The 20,010-nt window shown below is 71.2% G+C and carries 17 protein-coding genes; 6 read left to right on the top strand and 11 right to left on the bottom strand.

Going from position 1 to position 20,010, the window contains the following annotated elements; all coding sequences use genetic code 11:
• Positions 1-47: 47 nt before the first annotated feature.
• From ACFWGZ_RS04110 to ACFWGZ_RS04075, 8 genes are read right to left on the bottom strand one after another with little or no spacing between them, the layout of a single operon-like run.
• The gene (locus tag ACFWGZ_RS04110) at positions 48-1,370 is read right to left on the bottom strand and encodes a rhamnulokinase family protein (protein WP_382449979.1); all 1,323 of its coding nucleotides are present in this window, start codon (positions 1,368-1,370) and stop codon (positions 48-50) included.
• Positions 1,367-3,391 (bottom strand): bifunctional aldolase/short-chain dehydrogenase, encoded by a 2,025-nt coding sequence (locus ACFWGZ_RS04105; RefSeq protein WP_382449978.1) that lies wholly within the window; start codon positions 3,389-3,391, stop codon positions 1,367-1,369. The genes ACFWGZ_RS04110 and ACFWGZ_RS04105 overlap by 4 nt, the downstream gene beginning before the upstream one ends.
• Positions 3,391-4,545, bottom strand: a complete 1,155-nt coding sequence (rhaI, locus tag ACFWGZ_RS04100; RefSeq protein WP_382449977.1) for an L-rhamnose isomerase — start codon at positions 4,543-4,545, stop codon at positions 3,391-3,393. The genes ACFWGZ_RS04105 and rhaI overlap by 1 nt, the downstream gene beginning before the upstream one ends.
• A 17-nt stretch (positions 4,546-4,562) precedes the next feature.
• Complete coding sequence (locus tag ACFWGZ_RS04095) at positions 4,563-4,874, bottom strand: L-rhamnose mutarotase (RefSeq protein WP_382449976.1); 312 nt, start codon at positions 4,872-4,874, stop codon at positions 4,563-4,565.
• A gap of 1 nt (position 4,875) precedes the next feature.
• Positions 4,876-5,937: a rhamnose ABC transporter substrate-binding protein gene (gene rhaS / locus ACFWGZ_RS04090; RefSeq protein WP_382449975.1), complete on the bottom strand. Its 1,062-nt coding sequence runs from the start codon at positions 5,935-5,937 to the stop codon at positions 4,876-4,878.
• On the bottom strand, positions 5,934-6,893 hold the full coding sequence (locus tag ACFWGZ_RS04085) for an ABC transporter permease (protein ID WP_382449974.1): 960 nt from the start codon (positions 6,891-6,893) through the stop codon (positions 5,934-5,936). The genes rhaS and ACFWGZ_RS04085 overlap by 4 nt, the downstream gene beginning before the upstream one ends.
• Positions 6,886-7,911 carry an ABC transporter permease gene (locus ACFWGZ_RS04080; protein WP_382449973.1) on the bottom strand — a complete coding sequence of 342 codons (1,026 nt, stop codon included), beginning with the start codon at positions 7,909-7,911 and terminating at the stop codon, positions 6,886-6,888. The genes ACFWGZ_RS04085 and ACFWGZ_RS04080 overlap by 8 nt, the downstream gene beginning before the upstream one ends.
• Positions 7,908-9,407, bottom strand: coding sequence for a sugar ABC transporter ATP-binding protein (locus tag ACFWGZ_RS04075; RefSeq protein ID WP_382449972.1), 1,500 nt, complete (start codon positions 9,405-9,407; stop codon positions 7,908-7,910). Before ACFWGZ_RS04075 ends, ACFWGZ_RS04080 begins: the two co-directional genes overlap by 4 nt.
• Before the next feature lie 126 nt (positions 9,408-9,533).
• On the opposite strand from ACFWGZ_RS04075, the gene ACFWGZ_RS04070 reads away from it, so the two are divergent.
• Both ACFWGZ_RS04070 and ACFWGZ_RS04065 read left to right on the top strand, forming a co-directional pair.
• Complete coding sequence (locus tag ACFWGZ_RS04070; RefSeq protein WP_382449971.1) at positions 9,534-10,550, top strand: LacI family DNA-binding transcriptional regulator; 1,017 nt, start codon at positions 9,534-9,536, stop codon at positions 10,548-10,550.
• A 119-nt stretch (positions 10,551-10,669) separates the two neighbouring features.
• On the top strand, positions 10,670-11,464 hold the full coding sequence (locus ACFWGZ_RS04065; RefSeq protein ID WP_382449970.1) for a serine/threonine-protein kinase: 795 nt from the start codon (positions 10,670-10,672) through the stop codon (positions 11,462-11,464).
• Here the strand turns inward: ACFWGZ_RS04065 and ACFWGZ_RS04060 are convergent.
• The 3 genes from ACFWGZ_RS04060 to ACFWGZ_RS04050 all read right to left on the bottom strand — a co-directional run bounded on the left by ACFWGZ_RS04060 (position 11,388) and on the right by ACFWGZ_RS04050 (position 15,781).
• Complete coding sequence (locus ACFWGZ_RS04060) at positions 11,388-12,386, bottom strand: TerC family protein (protein WP_382449969.1); 999 nt, start codon at positions 12,384-12,386, stop codon at positions 11,388-11,390. The two genes, ACFWGZ_RS04065 and ACFWGZ_RS04060, sit on opposite strands and share 77 nt — an antisense overlap.
• Positions 12,387-12,459: 73 nt before the next feature.
• The gene (locus ACFWGZ_RS04055) at positions 12,460-14,757 is read right to left on the bottom strand and encodes a glycoside hydrolase family 3 N-terminal domain-containing protein (RefSeq protein ID WP_382449968.1); all 2,298 of its coding nucleotides are present in this window, start codon (positions 14,755-14,757) and stop codon (positions 12,460-12,462) included.
• Between the two features lie 10 nt (positions 14,758-14,767).
• Positions 14,768-15,781, bottom strand: a complete 1,014-nt coding sequence (locus tag ACFWGZ_RS04050; protein ID WP_382449967.1) for a LacI family DNA-binding transcriptional regulator — start codon at positions 15,779-15,781, stop codon at positions 14,768-14,770.
• A 122-nt stretch (positions 15,782-15,903) separates the two neighbouring features.
• Between ACFWGZ_RS04050 and ACFWGZ_RS04045 the strand changes: the two genes are divergently transcribed.
• From ACFWGZ_RS04045 to ACFWGZ_RS04030, 4 genes are read left to right on the top strand one after another with little or no spacing between them, the layout of a single operon-like run.
• Positions 15,904-17,178, top strand: a complete 1,275-nt coding sequence (locus ACFWGZ_RS04045) for an ABC transporter substrate-binding protein (protein WP_382449966.1) — start codon at positions 15,904-15,906, stop codon at positions 17,176-17,178.
• Entirely contained in the window at positions 17,178-18,152 is a 975-nt protein-coding gene (locus ACFWGZ_RS04040) for a carbohydrate ABC transporter permease (RefSeq protein WP_382449965.1), read from the top strand. Before ACFWGZ_RS04045 ends, ACFWGZ_RS04040 begins: the two co-directional genes overlap by 1 nt.
• A 2-nt stretch (positions 18,153-18,154) precedes the next feature.
• The gene (locus ACFWGZ_RS04035) at positions 18,155-18,973 is read left to right on the top strand and encodes a carbohydrate ABC transporter permease (RefSeq protein WP_382449964.1); all 819 of its coding nucleotides are present in this window, start codon (positions 18,155-18,157) and stop codon (positions 18,971-18,973) included.
• Between the two features lie 19 nt (positions 18,974-18,992).
• Positions 18,993-19,994 (top strand): endo-1,4-beta-xylanase, encoded by a 1,002-nt coding sequence (locus ACFWGZ_RS04030; protein ID WP_382449963.1) that lies wholly within the window; start codon positions 18,993-18,995, stop codon positions 19,992-19,994.
• Positions 19,995-20,010: the final 16 nt, after the last annotated feature.

The raw sequence follows: 20,010 nt of genomic DNA, 5'->3' as shown, positions 1-20,010 counted from the left end.
CCCCTTTCCGCGCCACGACCCAACCTAGGAGCGCCGGCGCGGGGCAGTCAACGCGTTCGACGCCGTTCGACGGAGCGCGGCAGGAAACGGTGCAGCGGCTGGGACTGGCGCACCAGCCTGCGCAGGTCGGCGAGCGTCCCGGACGCCGCGCCCACCGCCCGCGCCTGCACCAGCACGTTGCCCAGAGCCGTGGCCTCGGCGGGTCCCGCCACCACGGGCAGGCCACACGCGTCGGCGGTGAGCTGGCACAGCAACGGGTTCCGCGATCCGCCACCGACGACGTGCACCACCTCGACCTCCGTGCCGGAGAGCCGCTGGGCGTCCAGCACGGCGTCGCGGTGCGCCAGCGCCAGACTGTCCATGATGGACCGGACCACCTCCGCCGGCGACATGGTCCTGCCGCACCACCGCTGGATGCGGCCCGGCATGTCGCCTGGTGGCAGGAACACCGGGTCGTTGGGGTCGAAGACCGACCCGGTCGCGTCGGCCGCCTGGCGCAGCAGAGGCGCCAGCGGCGCGCGCCACACCCGCAGGCACTCCTGCAGCAGCCACAGGCCCATCACGTTGCGCAGGTAGCGGATCGTGCCGTCCACGCCGCCCTCGTTGGTGAAGTTGGCGGCACGGCTCGCGGCCGTCAGCACGGGGGAGGAGAGCTCCACGCCGACCAGCGACCAGGTGCCGCAGGAGATGTAGGCGAAGCGTTCGTTCCGCGCGGGCACGGCGACGACGGCGGACGCGGTGTCGTGCGACCCGACCGCCGTCACGGGCACGCCGTCGAACACCCCGGCCGGGTCGCCGGGGTGCCGCAGCTGCGGCAGCAGTCCGGCGGGCAGGTCGCGGGTGAGCGACTCCGACCACCGGCCGGTGCGGACGTCGATCAGGCCGGTCGTGGTGGCGTTGGTGTACTCGGCGCCGCGTTCGCCGGTCAGCCAGTACGACAGCAGGTCCGGGACCAGCAGCAGCTGGGAGGCCCGGGGGAGCAGCGGTTCGGCCCCGAGCTGGAACATCGTGTTGAACGGCTGGAACTGCAGGCCGTTGACCTCGTACAGGCCTTCGGCGGGGGTGACGCCCTCGGTGCGGGAGTCGCGGTAGCAGACGGGGTCGGCGAGCAGCCCGCCGGACGCGTCGAGCAGGCCGTAGTCGACGGCCCAGCTGTCGATGCCGATGCTCGCGACCTCGCCGGCGCGTCCCAGCCCGGCCAGCACCTCGCGGTGCAGCGACGAGATGTCCCAGCGCAGCGCGCCCTGGTGGTGCACCGGGCCGTTGGCGAACCGGTGCACCTCCTCGACGCGCACCTCGCCGCCGGTGACGACTCCGCGCACCACACGGCCGCTCGACGCGCCGAGGTCGACCGCCGCGACCGCCGTCATCGCAGGAACGCCGCCGCCACACCGGCGTCGACCGGCACGTGCAGGCCGGTCGTCAACGACAGGTCGCCCGCTGTCAGCGCGATCACGGCCGCCGCCACGTGCGACGGCAGCACCTCGCGCTTGAGCAGTGTGCGCTGGGCGTAGAACTCGCCGAGCTCCTCCTCCGGCACGCCGTAGACGGCCGCCCGTTGCGCGCCCCAGCCGCCCGCGAAGATGCCGGAACCGCGGACCACCCCGTCGGGGTTGATGCCGTTGACGCGGATGCCGTCCGTGCCGAGCTCGGCCGCGAGCAGCCGGACCTGGTGCGCCTGGTCCGCCTTGGCCGCCCCGTACGCCACGTTGTTCGGCCCGGCGAAGACCGCGTTCTTGCTGGAGATGTAGACGATGTCGCCGCCCGTGCCCTGTGCGCGCAACACCTTCGCCGCCTCGCGCGAGACCAGGAACGACCCCTTGGCCATCACGTCGTGCTGGAGGTCCCAGTCGGCCTCGGTGGTCTCCGCGAGCGGCTTGGAGATCGACAGACCGGCGTTGTTGACCACGAGGTCGACTCCGCCGTACGCGAGAGCCGCCACCCGGAACGCCTCGGCGACGCCCTCCGCGGACGTGACGTCGACGGTGACGGGGACCGCCACGTCCGCCGACCCGATGCCCTCGGCGACCTCGCGCGCGCTGTCACCGTTGCGATCGGCCACCACCACGCACGCCCCCTCGGCCGCCAGCCGTTCGGCGACCGCGCGGCCGATGCCCGACCCGCCGCCGGTGACCAGCGCGACGCGCGTGGCGAGCGGCCTGGGCTGCGGCATCCGCCGCAGCTTGGCCTCTTCCAGCGCCCAGTACTCGATGCGGAACTTCTCGCGCTCCTCGATCGGCGCGTACCGCGAGACCGACTCCGCGCCACGCATGACGTTGATGGCGTTGACGTAGAACTCGCCCGCCACCCGCGCGGTCTGCTTGTCGCGGCCGAAGCTGAACATCCCGACGCCCGGCACCAGCACGACCGCCGGGTCGGCACCGCGCATCGGCGGGCCGTCCGGCTCGGCGTGCCGCTCGTAGTAGGCCCGGTAGTCCTCGCGGTAGGCCTCGTGCAGCTGTCGCAACCGCGCGACGGCCTCCTCCACCGGCGCTGTGGGCGGCAGGTCGAGCACCAACGGCCGGACCTTGGTGCGCAGGAAGTGGTCGGGGCACGACGTGCCCAGCGCCGCCAGCTCCGGATGCCGTGACCGGGCCAGGAAGTCCAGCACCACGCCGGAGTCGGTGAAGTGGCCGACCTGCGGGCTGTCCGTCGAGGCCAGGCCGCGGACCACCGGTGCGAGCTCGGCCGCGCGCACCCGGCGTTCCCCCGCCGGCAGCGGTGCGTGGACGACGTCGCCGAACGGGTCGGGGCGGCCGTGCTCGTCGAGGTAGCGCTGGGCGGTGGCGATGATCTCCAGCGAGTGCTCCTCGCACTCCTGGCTCGTCGCACCCCACGCGGTGATGCCGTGCCCGCCCAGGACCACGCCGATGGCCTGCGGCTGGTTGCGCCGGACGGCCGCGATGTCGAGACCCAGCTGGAACCCCGGCCGCCGCCACGGCACCCACGCCACGCGGTCGCCGAAGCACGCCTGCACGAGCGCCTCGCCGTCGGCCGCCGTCGCGAACGCGATGCCCGCGTCCGGGTGCAGGTGGTCGACGTGCGCCGCGTCGACGAGCCCGTGCATGGCCGTGTCGATCGACGGTGTCGCGCCTCCCTTGCCGTGCAGGCAGAAGTCGAACGCGGCGACCATCTCGTCCTCGCGCTCGACCCCGGGGTAGACCTCGGTCAGCGCGTGCAGGCGGTCGAGCCGCAGCACGGCGAGCCCGGCCTCCCGCAACGTGCCCAGGTCACCGCCGGACCCCTTGACCCACAGCAGCTCCACGGGCCGCCCGGTCACCGGGTCGGTCGCGGCACCCTTCGCGGAGGTGTTGCCGCCCGCGTAGTTGGTGGTGCGCGGATCCGCGCCGAGCCGGTTGCTCCGCCCCAGCAGCGCCTCGACGTGGTCCATCACGCACCCCACCCGGCGGCCTCGCCGCCGACTCGTTCCCGGACGATCTGCTCGGCGTACCCGGACCGCCGGTACGCGGCCACCGGGTCGGGGTCGAGCCCCATCTCGGTCCGCAGCTCGCGCAACAACGGCCGCACATCGGTGTTGTAGGCGTCCATCAGCACCGCGTTCGCGCCGAGCACGTCACCGGCCCGCTGAGCCTCCGCCAGCGCCGGGTGGTCCACCAGCAGCGCCTTCGCGGTGGCTTCCTGGACGTTGAGCACCGACCGGATGATCGCCGGGATCTTCGGCTCCAGGTTGTGGCACTGGTCGAGCATGAACGCGATGCCCGCCGCCGGCGTGAGCGCGTCGGCCAGCACGATCTCGTGCATGATCCGGAAGAGCTGGAACGGGTCCGCCGCCCCGGCCATCAGGTCGTCGTCGGCGTAGAAGCGCGAGTTGAAGTCGAACGCGCCGAGCTTCCCGGCCCGCAGCAGGAACGACACGATGAACTCGATGTTCGTGCCCGGCGCGTGGTGCCCGGTGTCGATGACGACCTGCGCCTTCTCGCCGAGCTGCGTGCAGTGCGCGAACGCCGTGCCCCAGTCCGGCACGTCGGTCACGTAGAACGCGGGCTCGAAGAGCTTGTACTCCAGCAACATCCGCTGATCGGCACCGAGCCGGTCGTAGGCCTCGCGCAACGCCTCGGCGAGCCGGTCCTGCCGCGCGCGGATGTTGTCCTGACCGGGGTAGTTGAGCCCGTCGGCGAACCACAGCTTCAGGTCGCGCGATCCCGTGGCGTCCATGATGTCGACGCACTCCAGCAGGTGGTCCAAGGCCTTGCGCCGCACCGATGCGTCGGGGTGGCAGACGCTGCCGAGCTTGTAGTCGTCGTCCTGGAACACGTTGGAGTTGATGGCACCGAGCGCGATGCCGCGGTCGCGTGCGTACGACGCGAGCTTGCCGTAGTCGTCGACCCGGTCCCACGGGATGTGCAACGCGACGGTCGGCGCGACCCCGGTCAGCCGGTGCACCACCGCCGCGTCGTCGATCTTCTCGTACGGTGTGCGCGGAACTCCCTGCTGCGCGAACACCTTGAACCGGGTTCCCGAGTTGGCGTAGGCCCACGACGGGGTCTCGATCCGCTGCTCGCGCAACGCGTCTTTCACGCTCATGTGTTCTCCCCACAAGCTCAGTCGAGGTGGAAGACCTCGTCGAGGGGTCGCATCCGTTCGTCGGCGTGGCCGTCACCGACGAAGAACTCCGCCATCTCGGCTTGCCACCGCGCGTTCACCTCGGTGCGCGCCATCTCCGCGAGCGCCGCGTCGAAGTCGTCGCACTCCAGGTAGCCGACGAGCAGGCCGTCCCCGGCGAGGAAGAGGGAGTAGTTGTGCCACCCCGCCTCGGTCAGGGCGGCCCGCATCTCCGGCCACACCTCGCGGTGCCGCGCCCGGTACTCGTCGAGACGATCCGGGCGGACCCGCAACGTGAAGCAGACGCGCATGTCAGAAGTCGAACTTGTCGATGTTGTCCTTGGTGAACACGGTCGGCGGTCCGAGCACGACCTCGCCCTTGGCGCCGATCGTGTAGTCGCCGAGCTCACCGGCCTTGTACTTCTCGCCCTCGGCACCGGTGATCTGCCCGGACGCGAGCGCAGCGGCGGTATAGGTGGCGAGGTAGCCGAGCTTGCTCGGGTCCCACAGCGCGAACGACTTCACCGTGCCGTCCTGCACGAACTTGCGCATCTGGTTCGGCGTGCCCAGGCCCGTCAGCTGGACCTTGCCCTGGTACTCCGACGAGCTGAGGTAGCGGGCGGCCGCCGCGACACCGACCGTGGTCGGCGAGATGATGCCCTTGAGGTTCGGGTGCGCCTGCAGCAGGCCCTGGGTCTTCTGGAACGACGTCTGGTCGTCGTCGTTGCCGTACGCGGTCTCCACCAGCTTCAGCCCGGCGTACTCGGGCTTCGCGAGCTCGGTCTTCATGACCTCGATCCACGCGTTCTGGTTGGTGGCGTTGGGGGTCGCGGACAGGATCGCGATCTCGCCGCTGCCGCCGACCGCCTCGGAGATCAGCTTCACCTGGCCGGCCGCGATCTCGGTGGAGGTGGCCTGGTTGATGAAGACGTCCCGGGCGTCCGGGGCCGCGTCGGAGTCGAACGTGACGACCTTGAGCCCCTGCGACCGCGCGGTCTTCAGCGCGGGCGCCACGGCGTTGGCGTCGTTCGCCGAGATCACCAGCGCGTCCTGCTTCTGCTGCGCGGCGGTGTTGATGTAGGTGACCTGCGACGACGCGGCGGCGTCGGACGGTCCGGTCGCCTTGACCTCGCCCTTGATCGCGGTACCCGCGCTCTCCGCGCCCTTCTGCGCCACGGTGAAGTACGGGTTGTTGACCTGCTTGGGCAGGAACGTGATCTTCAGGCCCTCCCTGAGGGCCGCGTTCGGGTCGGCCTTCGCGGAGTTGGTGGCGCCGCCGGTCTGCTGGCCCGAGCTGTCCTTCGTGGTGCCACCGCAGGCGGTGAGCGCCACGGCACCGGACACCACCAGGGCGAGCGCTAAACGTGTGTTCATGGCGCGGCCTTCCTCAGAGTTGCGACGCGTCGGGTGATCGAGGGAGCGAGCACGCTCACCAGCAGGAGCAGGCCGGTGACGATGGTGAGGACCTCGGTCGAGGTGTCCCGCAGGATCAGCAGGTTGCGCAGGCCGCCCAGCAGCAGGACCCCGGCGAGGACGCCGAAGAGCGTTCCCCTGCCGCCGAAGATGGAGACACCGCCGAGCAGGACCGCCGCGACGACGGCCAGTTCGAGCCCGACGCCGTTGTCCGCGCGGGCGCTCGAGAACCGGAACGTGTAGACGATGCCGGCGATCGCGGCCACCGCGCCGGCGAGCACGAAGAGGGTCAGCTTGACCCGCTTGACCCTGATGCCGGAGAACCGCGCGCCCTCCTCGTTGGCACCGATCGCGAAGACCGCCCGCCCGAACGAGCTGGCGTGCAGCGCGACGCCGAACAGCACCGCGAGGACCGCGGCCAGCAGGACCGGGTACGGGATGTCGGTGCCCGGCACCGGAGTCGTGCCGAAGGAGGTGTAACCGGCCGGGAAGTCCGCGACGGCCGTGTCGCCCAGGACCACCAGCGCGAGGCCGCGGTAGAGGGCGAGCGTGCCGATGGTGACCGCGAGCGACGGCAGGCCGAGCCGGGTGACCAGCAGGCCGTTGACCGCCCCGCACAGCGCGCCCGCGACGACCACGGTCGGCAGGATCGTCTCCAGCGACCAGCCCGCGTTCCACAGCCAGCCGATCAACGCGCTGGACAGGCCCAGCACCGAGGCGACGGACAGGTCGATCTCGCCGGCGACGATCACGAGCGTCAGCGGCAGGGCGATCAGCGCGATCTCGCCGATGTCGAGGCCGAGGTAGAAGAGGTTGCCGCCGGACAGGAACGACCCGTCCGTGCCGATCTGCCCGGTCAGCGCGACCACGACCAGCAGGAACACCAGCGCGGTCTCCCACCGCAGGAGGTTACGCACGGCTGGTCCCTTCCGCGGTGCGCAGGGCCTTCGCCAGGCGCAGCGCGAGCAGCCGGTCGACGGTGATGGCGCTCAGCAGCAACGCGCCGGAGATGGCCTGCTGCCAGAACGCGGGGATCTGCAGCACCACCAGGCAGCTGGTGATCGTGCCGAGCAGCAACGCGCCGAGTGCGGCACCCACCACCGTTCCCGAGCCGCCGAAGATCGCGACCCCGCCGACGACCACCGCCGCGACCACCTGGAGCTCCAGGCCGGTGCCCGCCGCCGCGTCGACCGTGCCGTAGCGCGCTACCCACAACGCACCGGCCAGGCCCGCGACCAGTCCGGAGAGGACGAACGCGGTGAGCGTCCGCTTCGCCACCGGGATGCCGGCGAGAGTGGCGGCCTCCGGGTGGGAACCGATCGCGTACAGCTCGCGGCCCGACCGGTAGGACCGCAGGTGGACGGCGGCCACGGCGATCACCGCGAGGCTGATCAGCACGAGCACCGGGATGCCGAGCACCCTGCTGCTGCCCAGGTCCAGCAGCGCGTCGGGGAGGTTGGCGGCGTTGACCTGCTGTCCCTGCGCGAGTGCGAAGTCGACGCCGCGGAACACGTAGAGCGTGCCGAGGGTGACGACGAGGCTGGGGACGTTGCCGAACGCCACCAGCAGCCCGTTGATCAGCCCGCACGCGAGCCCGACGGCGACCCCGAACCCGATGCCCAGCACGAGAGGGGTGCCCGGGTTGTCGGCGAACTGCTGCGCCGTCAGGAAAGCGGAGAGGCCGAGGACCGACCCGACCGACAGGTCGACGTTGCGGGTGATCACGACGAGCGTCTGGCCCACGGCCAGCAGCGCGACGATCGACGCGTTGAGCAGGAGGTCGCGCAGGCTCTGGGGCTGGACGAACCGCGGGTTCACGACCGCCGTCGGGACGACCACGAGGGCGAGCGCCACGACGATGCCGAGTTCGCGGACGCGGCCGACGCGAGTGGTGAGGCGGCGGGCGCGGGAGGGTGCCGCGGCGGCTGTGGTCACTGCGCCACCTGCCCGGCGGCCGCGAGCGCGACCCGTTCCTCGGAGGCCTCCTCGCGGGAGAGCTCCTCCACCAGCCGGCCCTCGTGCATCACCAGCACGCGGTCCGCCATCCCCAGCACCTCCGGCAGCTCCGACGAGATCATCAGCACGGCCACGCCCCGCCCGGCGAGCTCCGACAGCAACCGGTGCACCTCGGCCTTCGTGCCGACGTCGATGCCGCGCGTCGGCTCGTCGACGATCAGCACGGAGGGGGTGCGCGCCAGCCACTTCGCCAGCACGACCTTCTGCTGGTTGCCGCCGGACAACACCCCCACGGGGTCGCTGAGCCGGGCGAACCTGAGCCGCAGCTTGACCGCCCAGTCCTGCGCCAGCGCGCTTTCCGAGCGGCGCCGCAGCAGCCCGAACGTCGACAGCCGGCCCAGCGAGGCGAGCGCGGTGTTGCGTTCGATCGAAGCGTCCACGACGAGCCCCTGCTGGCGCCGGTCCTCGGGCACGAACCCGATTCCCGCGGCCATCGCGGCGGTGGGGGAGCCGTGCTTGAGCTTCTTCCCCCGCACGTGCACCGAACCGCCGTCCGGCCGGTCGATGCCGAACACCGCCCGCGCCACCTCGCTGCGTCCGGCGCCGACGAGGCCGGACAGCGCCACGATCTCGCCCGCCCGCACGTCGAACGACACGTCGGTGAACACGCCCTCGCGCGTCAGCCGTCGCACCGAGAGCAGCACCTCGCCCGCGGTCGTGTCCTGCTTGGGGAAGAGCTGCGACAGCTCACGGCCGACCATGCGGCGCACCAACGAGTCCGGCGTCTCCTCCTCCAGCGAGCCGGACCACACGAACTCGCCGTCGCGCAGCACGGTGGCGCGCCGGCACAGTTCGAGGACCTCGCCGAGCCGGTGCGACACGAAGAGCACGGCGGCGTCCTGCTCGCACAATGCCCGCACCACACCGAAAAGGCGCTGCACCTCGTGGGCGGACAGCGCCGCCGTCGGTTCGTCCATCACGATCACGCGCGCGTCGAACGACAACGCCTTGGCGATCTCCACGAGCTGCTGGTCCGCAATGGACAGTCCGCGCGCCGGACGAGCCGGGTCGAGGCGGACTCCCAAGCGGGAGAACAGCTCCGCCGTGCGGGCGTGCATCGCGGCCACGTCGATCCGGCGGCCGGGACCGAGCGGCTGGCGGCCCATGAAGACGTTCTCCGCCACCGACAGGTCGCCGAACAACGTCGGTTCCTGGTAGATGATCGCGATGCCCGCGGCGAGCGCGTCGGCCGGACCGGAGAACCGGACGGGGGAGTCGTCGACGAGCACCCGGCCCGCGTCCGGGCGGTGGACGCCCGCCAGCGTCTTGATCAGCGTCGACTTGCCCGCGCCGTTCTCGCCGAGCAGGGCGTGGGCCTCGCCGGGCAACAGCCGCAGCGACACCCCGGACAACGCGCGGACGGCGCCGAAGGACTTGCTCACCTCGTCCAGCACCACCACGGGTGGTCGGTCCACGTCCGCCTCCGTCTCGTCGTTGAAACGTTTTAACGGTGGAGCTAGGAGCACTCTGGGTGCGCTGCGTCACCATGTCAAGACTTGCGGGGTACGATTCGTTGTCACGTTTCAACAAAGGAGCCGCCGGTGAAGCCGTCAGTGGGCATCCGCGACGTCGCCCGGCACGCCGGCGTGTCGAACGCGACCGTCTCCAACGTGCTGAACCGCCCGGACGTCGTCGCCCCCGCCACCCGGCAGCGCGTCCTCGCCGCCATCGAGCACCTGGGCTTCGTGCGCAACGAGTCCGCGCGCCAGCTGAGGGCGGGCCGCAGCCGGGTGCTCGCCTACGTCGTGCTCGACGCGGCGAACCCGTTCTTCACCGACGTGGCGCGCGGTGTCGAGGACGCGGCACGGGAAGCGGGCCTCGCGCTCTTCCTGTGCAACAGCGCCTCCGACGGCGGCCGCGAGCGCGAGTACCTGGAGCTGCTGCACGAACAACGCGTCGAGGGCATCCTGATCACCCCGGTCGACGCCGAGAGCGCCCAGCTGACCGACCGCGGCACGCCGGTGGTGCTGGTCGACCGCGAGGCGACCGACGGCACGCGCTGCTCGGTGGCGGTCGACGACGTGCTCGGCGGCGAGCTCGCGGTGACCCACCTGGTCGAGCACGGCCACACCCGCATCGCGGTGGTGGGCGGCCCGCTGTCGATCCAGCAGGTGCGCGACCGCCGTGAGGGCGCCCGGCGCGCCGTCGCCGCCGCCGGACTGCCCGCCGACGCGCTCACGTTCCTCGACACGCGCGGGCTCCAGGTGGGGGAGGGGCGCAACGCGGGCGAGCGGCTCGTCGGCCTGCCCGCGTCCCGCCGACCCACGGCGGCGTTCTGCGCCAACGACCTGCTCGCGCTCGGCCTGCTGCAGTCGATGACGCAGCAGGGCCTGCGCGTGCCGGACGACCTCGCCGTGGTGGGCTACGACGACATCGAGTTCGCCGCGGCCGCCGCCGTGCCGCTCACCTCGGTGCGCCAGCCGCGCGAGCAGCTCGGCCGGACGGCGACGCAGCTGCTGCTGGCGGAGAACGAGCCTGGTCACGAGCACCGGCACGTGAAGTTCCAGCCCGAGCTCGTGGTGCGCGCGTCGACCGCCGTCAGGCGCACGCCCGGGTGACCCCTGTGTTACCTGTTCACGGCCGAATCTGACGCACGGTGATTGGATCACCCATCTGGTGGGCATCCTCGACCATGCCGGACACACGTCTTCTCGCCGACCGGTACCGGGTGGGCCGAGTGTTGATCACGAGCAGCCGGGCGGAGGTGCGCCGCGGCCGGGACACCGTGCTCGTGCGCGATGTCGCGATCAAGTTCTTCCGGCCGGGTGCCGACTCGGCCAGGATCGATGACGAGATCCGCGCGCTCGCGCGCCTCTCGCACCGCGGCCTGGTGTCGGTCTTCGACGCCGACCCCTCCGCCGACGTCCCGTACGCGGTGCTGGAGCGGGTCGAGGGCCGTACGGTGCACGACCGCGTCTCGTCCGGCCGCATGAGCATCGGCGACGTGCGCAGGCTCGGCGCCGCGCTCGCGGACGCGCTGGCCCACGTGCACTCCCACGGGTTCATCCACTGCGGCGTCAAGGCCGCCTCCGTGGTCCTGTGCGACGACGACGCCCCGCGCCTGGCCGACTTCGGCCTCGCGCACCTGGCCGGCGGCTCCCGCCTGACCAAGCCGGGGCAGGACGCCGGGGCGACGGCCTACCTGGCACCGGAGCAGGTGCACGGGGAGGCCATCACGCCGGCGGTGGACGTCTACGCGCTCGGTCGGCTGCTGCTCGAGTGCCTGACCGGCCGGCGGCAGGGCCCGCCGCAGGTGCCCGACGGACTGCCGTCGGACCTGGCCCGGCTGCTGACCTGCATGACCTCGCCGTCCGCCGCACGCAGGCCGACCGCGCAGGCGTGCCTCGACGCCTTGCCCGCGGCCGGCCCGCCGACTCTGGTGACGCCGCTGCGCGTCAGTGCTCCTCGCGGTCCCGGTGACCTCGAATCGATCCGGGGTGAGCTTTCGCCGATGGGTCGTTGCGCGTCTTGACGAGGCTCGCGACCGTCACGACCACCAGGATGCCGATGATCACGCCGAGGCTGAGCGGCGTCGGCACCTCGGGCACGCTCGGCGAGATGTCGACGTGCGCCCAGTGCAGGATCAGCTTGACGCCGATGAACGCGAGGATGACCGCGAGTCCGGCCGACAGGTAGACCAGCCGGTCGAGCAGGCCCTTGACCAGGAAGAACAACGCGCGCAGGCCCAGCAGCGCGAACGCGTTCGCCGTGAAGACGATGTAGGGCTCCTCGGTCACGCCGAACACCGCGGGGATCGAGTCGAGCGCGAACAGCAGGTCGACGCCGCCGATGGCCACCAGCACCACGAACAGCGGCGTCGCCATCCGGCGGCCGTCCAGCCGCGTGAAGATCTTGCCGCCCACGTAGTCGTCGGTGACGGGCAGGAGCTTGCGCGCCGTCTTCACCACCACGTTGTTCTCGACGTCCGGGTCCTCGTTGCGGTGCCGGAACAGCTGCACGGCCGTGTAGATCAGCAGCAGGCCGAACAGCAGGAACATGAACGAGAACAGCGACAGCAGCGTCGCGCCGACGGCGATGAAGATGCCGCGCATGACCAGCGCCAGCACGATGCCGAAAGTCAGCACCTTGTGCTGGTGCTCCTCGGGCACCAGGAACGTCGTCATGATGATCACGAAGACGAACAGGTTGTCGACCGAGAGGCTCTTCTCGACGATGTAGCCCGCGAAGTACTCGGTGCCCGCCTCGCCGCCGTAGGCGTTCAGGAACCACACGCCGAACCCGACGGCGACGAGGATGTAGAACACCGACCACAGGGTGGCCTCGCGGAACCCGACCTTGTGGGGACGCACCGCGGCGAGGACCAGGTCCACCGCCAGCAGCGCGACGATCACCCCGATCGTGACCGCCCACGTCAGACCGCTGATCTCCAGCACGAGAACTCCTTCGCCGCCCGTTTTGTCCGCATCGGACGTTACCGGGCGGCGGAGGAGTCTCCGCGACGACGCGCTACCGCGCGTCGAACACGGCGGACATCACGCGGTCGAAGCCGACCTCACGCCGTTCGCCGGTCAACGTCAGCCGCAGCGCCGTGTGGATGTTCGCGCTCGACGTGCCGACGTGCAACTCGACGTCGCCGGTGTCCACCTGCCGGCGGCCCGACCGGCCCGTGTACGAGGTGAGGTCCGCGTGCAGCTCGGCGGTCACGGTCCTGGTCTGCCCCGGTTCGAGGTCGACCTTCAGCGCGCCGAGCAGCTGCCGGACCGGCCGGGCGACCTCGGCGACCGGGTCGTGCAGGTAGATCTGCACGACCTCGGTGGTCGCGACCTCCAGCTCGTTGCGCAGCACCGCGTGCACCCGGCAGACGCCGTCGGACGGCCACTCGCGTTCCTCGGAGCCCACCGCCACCCAGGTGGCGGGCGCGTAGGAGAGGCCGTGGCCGAACGGGTACAGCGGCGTCGGGTCGACGTTGCTGACCTCGCTGCGGGTGCCGAGCTTCGCGCTCAGGTAGGTCGACGGCTGGGTGGAGCCGGCGCCGGGGAAGCTGACCGGCAGCCGGCCGGACGGGTTCACGCGCCCGCCGAGCACGCCCGCGAGCGCCGCCGCGCCCTCCTGACCGGGGTAGAAGCCGCACACGACCGCCGCGAGCCGGTCCGCCTGCCGCGACAGGTCGTACGGCCGGCCGGACAGCAGCACGAGCACGACCGGCATGCCGGTGTCGAGCACCGCCTCGAGCAGCTCCTCCTGCCGGCCCGGCAGGGTCAGGTTCTCGGCGTCGCAGCCCTCGCCGGACGTGCCCCGGCCGAACAGTCCCGCGTGGTCGCCGAGGACGACGACGCAGACCTCGGCCTGGCGGGCGGCCTCGACGGCCTCGGCGATCTCGTCGTCCGTGCCGCCGAGCACCGGGCACCCGCGGGCGAACACCACGTCGTGGTCCTCGCGCAGCGCGTCCAGCACCGTGGGGACGTCGATGCCCATGTCGACGTCCGGGTGGTGCACGCCGACGTGCAGGGGGAACGAGTAGCAGCCCATCATCGCGCCGGCCTCGTCCGCGCGGGGGCCGACGACGGCGAGGCGCTTGCCGGACAACGGCAGCACGCCGTCGTTCTGCAGCAGCACGACGGACCGCTCGGCGACCTCGCGGGCCAACGCGCGCGACTCGTCGTCGTCGAGGTCCACGTTCGGGTCGAACGAGGGGGAGTAGTCGGGGTCGAGCAGGCCCAGCTCGGCCTTCTGCGTCAGCACGCGGGTCAGCGCCCGGTCGACGAGGCCGAGGTCGACGCGGCCGTGCTCCAGGCCGTCCAGCAGCGGGTCGCCGAAGCAGTCCACCGTGGGCAGCTCGACGTCGATGCCCGCGGTCAGGGCCAGCGCGGCGGCACCCTCGCGGTCGGCGGCCACCCCGTGCAGCTTGTAGAGGAACGCCACCGAGAAGTAGTCGGCGACCACGGTCCCGGTGAAGCCGTACTGCTCGCGCAGCCGGTCGGTGAGCAGCGTCGGGTCCGAGGCCGCGGGCACGCCGTCGACGTCGGCGTAGGAGTTCATCACCGACCGGGTGCCCGCCCGCAGCGCCATCTCGAACGGCGGCAGCATCACGTCGGCGAACTCGCGCGGTCCCATCGACACCGGCGCGTGGTTGCGGCCGGCGCGGGAGGCCGAGTAGCCGGCGAAGTGCTTGAGCGTCGAGACGACACCGGCCGCCTCCAGCCCGGCGACGTAGGCGGAGCCGATGGTGCCGACGAGGTGCGGGTCCTCGCCGATGGTCTCCTCGACCCGGCCCCAGCGCAGGTCCCGAGCAACGTCCAGGACCGGTGCGAGGCCCTGGTGAACGCCGAGGCGGCGCATCGACTCGCCGATCTTCTCCGCCATCCGCCGCACCAGGTCCGGCTCGAAGCTCGCGCCCCAGCACAGCGGGGACGGGTACACCGTCGCCTGCCACGCGGCGAGACCCGTGAGGCACTCCTCGTGCACCACCGCGGGAATCCCGAACCGGCTCGACTCGATGACCTGCCGCTGGGTGCGGGCGAGGGTGCGCGCGCCGACCTCCGGCGCGATCGGCCGGGTGCCGAAGACGCGGGTGAGCTGCCCGATGCCGTTGCGCGTCAGCTCGTCGAAGTCCTGCGGCGCCACGGCGAACTCGTGCTGGTGCGGCGCCATCTCGCCGACGGCGTCGATGCCGACCCAGATGCCCTGCAGCTGCGCGATCTTCTCCTGCGGCGTCATGCGGGCCACGAGGTCGCGGACGCGGTCGGCCACGGGTGCGTGGGGGTTGCGCCAGAGCTCGTCGGGCGTGGTGGCTTCTGTTGTCACAGGAACGACCTCACGGGGTCAGGGGGCGGGTCGACTGCCGGACGACCAGCTCGGTGCCGAGGGTGATGTGGGTGTCGGCGGGCTCGTCGCCGTTGATGAGCCGCACCAGCAGTTCGAGCGCGCGGTGGCCCATCTCGCGGATCGGCTGCTCCACCGTCGTGAGCGGCGGTGTGCACAGCGCGGACTCGGGGATGTTGTCGAAACCGACCACCGAGAGGTCCTCCGGCACGCGCAGCCCGAGTTCCAGGGCGGCGCCGATGACCGCGATGGCGGTGGTGTCGTTCGCGGCGAACACGGCGGTGGGCCGGTCGGGGCCGCTCAGCAGCTCGCGGGCCGACTCGGCCGCGACGTCCGCGTCGTAGTCACCGCGGCGGACCAGGTTCTCGTCCACCCCGACGCCCGCGCTGGCGAGCGCTCCCCGGTAGCCGGTCTCGCGCTGCTGGGCGGACTTCAGGTCCTCGCGACCGGTGAGCATCGCGATCCGGCGGTGGCCGAGCGCGAGCAGGTGCTCGGTCGCGAGCCGGCCGCCGTGCAGGTTGTCGGAGTCGACGGTCGGCAGCGCCGCCCGCCCGGTGTGCGGGTCGACCGCGACGACGGGCGTGCCGGGGATGCCTTCGAGGTCGACGGCGGGCGTGACCAGCACGGCTCCGTCGACGAGGGTGCCGCTCAGCCGCGTCAGGTACCGGTGCTCCCAGCCCTGCGGGTCACCCGTCCGCCCGCCGGCCGAGTAGACGACCAGCTCGAAGCCCGTGCCGCGGATGGCGTCCGCCGCGCCCTTGAGCAGTTCGGTGCTGAACGGCTCGATGTCGGCGACGAGGATGCCGATGACGTTCGTGCGGTGGTTGCGCAGGCTCTGGGCCACGAGGCTGGCCTCGTACCCCAACTCCTTGATCACGGCCGTGACCCGCGCGAACGTGTCCGCTGAGACGCCGTAGCGCTGGTTGAGGACCTTGGACACGGTGGCCACCGAGACGCCGGCTTGGGCGGCGACGTCTCGAATGGTGACGCGTTGGCGAGGAGGCACCGGCTCAGGCTAGCCGTGTAAAACGTTATCGACAACGATTGACACGAGACCTGCCTGCGCGGGAGTCTCTTGCCCCAACACAGGCAGTCCAACTCGGCCGACGTCGTCAGGAGTGGACCCCCATGCTCTCCAAGAAGCCCCTTGCTCTCATCGCCGCCGCGGCGTTAGTGCTGGCCGGGTGCAGTGGTGGAGGCTCAGACGCCTCCACCGAAGGACCCGTCACGCTCACCTGGTGGCACAACCGCACCACCGAACCGATGAAGTCGAAGTGGCAGCAGATCGCCGACGACTTCCACAAGACCCACCCGAACACCTCGTTCACGATCGAACCGATCCAGAACGAGCAGTTCCAGACCAAGGTGCCGCTCGCCCTGCAGGGCAGCACCCCGCCGGACCTGTACCAGCAGTGGGGCGGCGGAGCACTCGCCGATCAGCTGAAGTCCGGCAAGGTCGCCGACATCACCCAGGCCTCGTCGGGCTGGATCGGCCCGCTCGGCAAGAACGCGGACGGCTGGAAGGTCAACGGCAAGCAGTACGGCGCGCCGTACCTCGTCCACGCGGTCGGGTTCTGGTACCGCAAGGACCTCTTCGCCGCGGCGGGAGTCACGCCGCCGAAGACCCTGGACGAGCTCAACGCGGCCGTCGCGAAGCTGAAGACCGCGGGAACCGTGCCGATCGCCATCGGAGGCAAGGACCGCTGGCCCGACGCGTTCTACTGGGCCTACTTCGCGGTGCGCCAGTGCTCGGTCGACACGCTGAAGAAGGCGGTCGAGAAGACCGACCTCGGCGACCCGTGCTTCCTCAAGGCGGGGGAGAACCTCAAGGCGTTCCTGGACACCAAGCCGTTCCAGGAGGGCTTCGTCGGGACGCCCGCCCAGCAGGGCGCGGGCAGCTCGGCCGGCATGCTCGCGAACGGCAAGGCCGCCATGGAGCTGCAGGGCGACTGGAACCCGGACGTGATGCAGGCGCTGACCGAGGACAAGGAGCTCAGCTCCAAGATCGGCTGGTTCCCCTTCCCGACCGTGCCGGGCGGACAGGGCGACCCGAGCGTGCTCGTGGGCGGTGGTGACGGGTTCTCCTGCACCACGCGTGCCGCCCAGGCGTGCGCGGAGTTCCTCGGGCACATCGTGAGCGACGACGTGCAGAAGATCCTCGCCGAGACCAACTCCGGTCTGCCGGTGACGCCCGCGGGCGTGGCCGCGCTGAAGAGCGAGAACCACAAGACGATCGCCGACACCGTGAGCAAGGCGTCGCACCTGCAGCTCTACTTCGACACCGCCTTCCCGACCAAGGTCGGTCAAGCCCTGAACGACACCATCGCGAACTTCTTCGCGGGCCAGGGCGGACCCGACACCATCGTGAAGTCCGTGAGCGAAGCGGCCGCCGGGAACAAATGATGAGTGCCGCGATCACCACGCGGCCGCCGACCGCCCCCGTGCCGCACGCGCCAGCGGCCGGGGGCACCCGGCGGCGGTCCCGACTCCGCACCCGCCTCGAGCTCGCACTGCTGCTGACCCCGGCACTGCTGCTGTTCGTCGGGTTCGTCATGATCCCGATCGGGGTCGCCGCGTACTACAGCCTCTACTCGTGGAGCGGCTTCGGCCCTCTCACGGACTTCGTGGGGCTCGACAACTACGTCGACGCCCTGTCCGGTGACGTCTTCCAGAGCGCCGTCGGGCACAACATGATCATCGCGGTGCTGTCGATCGTCGTGCAGCTGCCGCTCAGCATCGGCCTGGCCATGCTGCTCAACCGCAAGCTGCGCGGCCAGACGTTCCTGCGGATGGTCGTGTTCGCGCCGTACGTGCTGTCCGAGGCCGTGACGGCCGTGATCTGGCTGCTCATGTTGCAGCCCGGCGGGTTCGTCGACGAGCTCCTGCGCGCGGTGGGACTCGGCGGCCTGGTGCAGCTGTGGCTCGCCGACCAGTCGATGGTGCTCTACACGCTGTTCCTCGTGATCACGTGGAAGTACATCGGGTTCGGCGTGATCCTGCTGCTGGCCGGGCTGCAGGGCGTGCCCGCCGAGCTGCGGGAGGCCGCCGCCCTCGACGGCGCGAGCCCCTGGCAGACCACCCGGCACGTCGTGCTCCCGTTGCTGGGACCGACGATCCGCGTGTGGATCTTCCTCTCGGTGATCGGGTCGCTGCAGCTGTTCGACCTCGTCTGGATCATGACGCTCGGCGGTCCCGCCAACGCGTCCACGACCATGGCGGTCTACCTCACCGACCACGGCTTCAAGCGCTACGAGTTCGGCTTCGGCAGCGCGGTCGCCGTGATCCTGTTCATCATCTGCTTCGTGTTCGCGTTGTTCTACCAGCGCTTCGCCCTGCGCCGGGACACCGAGGGCGCCGTGACGTCGGGGGTGCGCTGAAGGTGGTACGCCGCAACAACATCACCGGTTACCTGGCGGCCATCGCCGTCATCGGCGTGACCGTGGTCCCGCTGCTGTTCGTCGTGCTGGGCGGTTTCCGCACCACGGCGCAGATCAACTCGTCACCCGCGGGGCTGCCGGCGCCGTTCGTCTTCGACAACTACGTCGAGGTCGCCACCTCGCCGCAGTTCTGGCGGCTGCTCGGCAACAGCGCGCTGATCGCCGTGATCGCCACGACGCTCGCGGTCGGACTCGGCTCCATGGCGGCGTTCGCGTTGTCCCGCTACGCGTTCCGCGGCAGGGAGGGGCTCTACACCCTCTTCACGCTCGGCCTGCTGTTCCCGCTGGGCGTCGCGGCGCTGCCGCTGTACCTGTGGCTGCGCCAGCTCGGGATGCTCGAGAACCCGCTCGGCGTCGCGATCCCGGAGGCGGCGTTCTCGCTGCCGGTGACGATCGTGATCCTGCGGCCGTTCATGCACGCGATCCCCGGCGAGCTCGAGGACGCCGCACTGCTCGACGGCGCGGCCAAGCTCGGCTTCTTCTGGCGGATCCTGCTGCCGCTGTCGCGGCCGGCGCTCATCACCGTGTCGGTGCTCGCGTTCGTGACGAGCTGGAACTTCTTCCTGCTGCCGCTGCTGGTGTTCAACGACTCCACGAACTTCACGCTGCCGCTCGGCGTGGCGATGTTCCAGTCCGAGCACACCCAGGACACCGCGAAGGTCCTCGCCTTCACCGCGCTGTCGATGATCCCCGCGCTCACGTTCTTCGTGCTCGCCGAACGCCGCATGGTCGGAGGCCTCACCGGCTCGGTGAAGGGCTGACTCACAAAGGAGTGAATCCGTGCGAACCCGATTAGCCGCCGGTACCGCGGTCCTGCTGGTGCTGACACTGGCAGCCCCGGCATCGGCCGCGGGACCGTTGAAGCACAACACGACCAGGTGGGTGGGCAGCGCGGTCGCCGCCCAGCACCTGGCCGCCGAGGCGGACTACCGGAAGGTGCTGACGCGCGAGTTCGACAGCGTCACGCCCGAGAACGAGATGAAGTGGGGCACGGTCGAGGCCGTCCGCGGCCAGTACGACTGGTCCGGCGCCGACGCGATCGTGGCCTACGCCGGGAAGACCGGCAAGTCGATCCGCGGGCACACGCTCCTCTGGCACAGCCAGCTGCCCGACTGGGTCGGCGGGCTCGAGGCGGCCGAGCTGCGCGGGGTGGTCCGCGAGCACATCGCCGTGGAGGCGGGCCGGTTCCGCGGCAAGATCCGGGCGTGGGACGTCGTCAACGAGGCGTTCAACGAGGACGGCACCCGCCGCCAGACCGTGTTCCAGACCAAGCTCGGCGACGGCTACATCGCCGACGCGTTCCGCTGGGCGCACGCCGCCGATCCCAAGGCGAAGCTCTACATCAACGACTACAACGTCGAGGGTCTCAACGCGAAGAGCGACGCGACCTACGAGCTCGTGAAGTCGTTGAGGCGCCAGGGAGTGCCGATCCACGGCGTCGGCATCCAGGCACACCTGTCGCTGATGTACGGGTTCCCCGAGGGCGTCCGCGAGAACATCGCGCGGTTCGCCGCGCTCGGCGTGGACGTCGCGATCACCGAGGCGGACGTGCGGATCCCGCTGCCCGTCACGCCGGAGAAGCTCGCCTCCCAGGCCGACTACTTCGGCCGGGTGTGGGACGCCTGCCACGCGGTGAAGCGGTGCGTCGAGTTCACGACGTGGGGCTTCACCGACCGGCACTCGTGGGTGCCCGACGTGTTCCCCGGCGAGGGCGCGGCCTGCCTGTTCGACGAGAACCTGCGGCCCAAGCCCGCGTACCACCGGCTGAACCGCCACCGTTAGCGCCGTGGCTCGAACG

The organism is Lentzea sp. NPDC060358 (assembly GCF_042725365.1).
In the GTDB taxonomy this organism is placed as follows: Bacteria; Actinomycetota; Actinomycetes; order Mycobacteriales; family Pseudonocardiaceae; genus Lentzea.
This window is presented reverse-complemented; position numbering and strand designations above follow the sequence as displayed.

What these genes read in the sequence shown, in the direction of transcription:
- ACFWGZ_RS04110 (WP_382449979.1), bottom strand. Translation starts at nt 1,370, where the DNA reads ATGACGGCGGTCGCGGCGGTCGACCTCGGCGCGTCGAGCGGCCGTGTG.
- ACFWGZ_RS04105 (WP_382449978.1), bottom strand. Translation starts at nt 3,391, where the DNA reads ATGGACCACGTCGAGGCGCTGCTGGGGCGGAGCAACCGGCTCGGCGCG.
- rhaI (WP_382449977.1), bottom strand. Translation starts at nt 4,545, where the DNA reads ATGAGCGTGAAAGACGCGTTGCGCGAGCAGCGGATCGAGACCCCGTCG.
- ACFWGZ_RS04095 (WP_382449976.1), bottom strand. Translation starts at nt 4,874, where the DNA reads ATGCGCGTCTGCTTCACGTTGCGGGTCCGCCCGGATCGTCTCGACGAG.
- rhaS (WP_382449975.1), bottom strand. Translation starts at nt 5,937, where the DNA reads ATGAACACACGTTTAGCGCTCGCCCTGGTGGTGTCCGGTGCCGTGGCG.
- ACFWGZ_RS04045 (WP_382449966.1), top strand. Translation starts at nt 15,904, where the DNA reads ATGCTCTCCAAGAAGCCCCTTGCTCTCATCGCCGCCGCGGCGTTAGTG.
- ACFWGZ_RS04040 (WP_382449965.1), top strand. Translation starts at nt 17,178, where the DNA reads ATGAGTGCCGCGATCACCACGCGGCCGCCGACCGCCCCCGTGCCGCAC.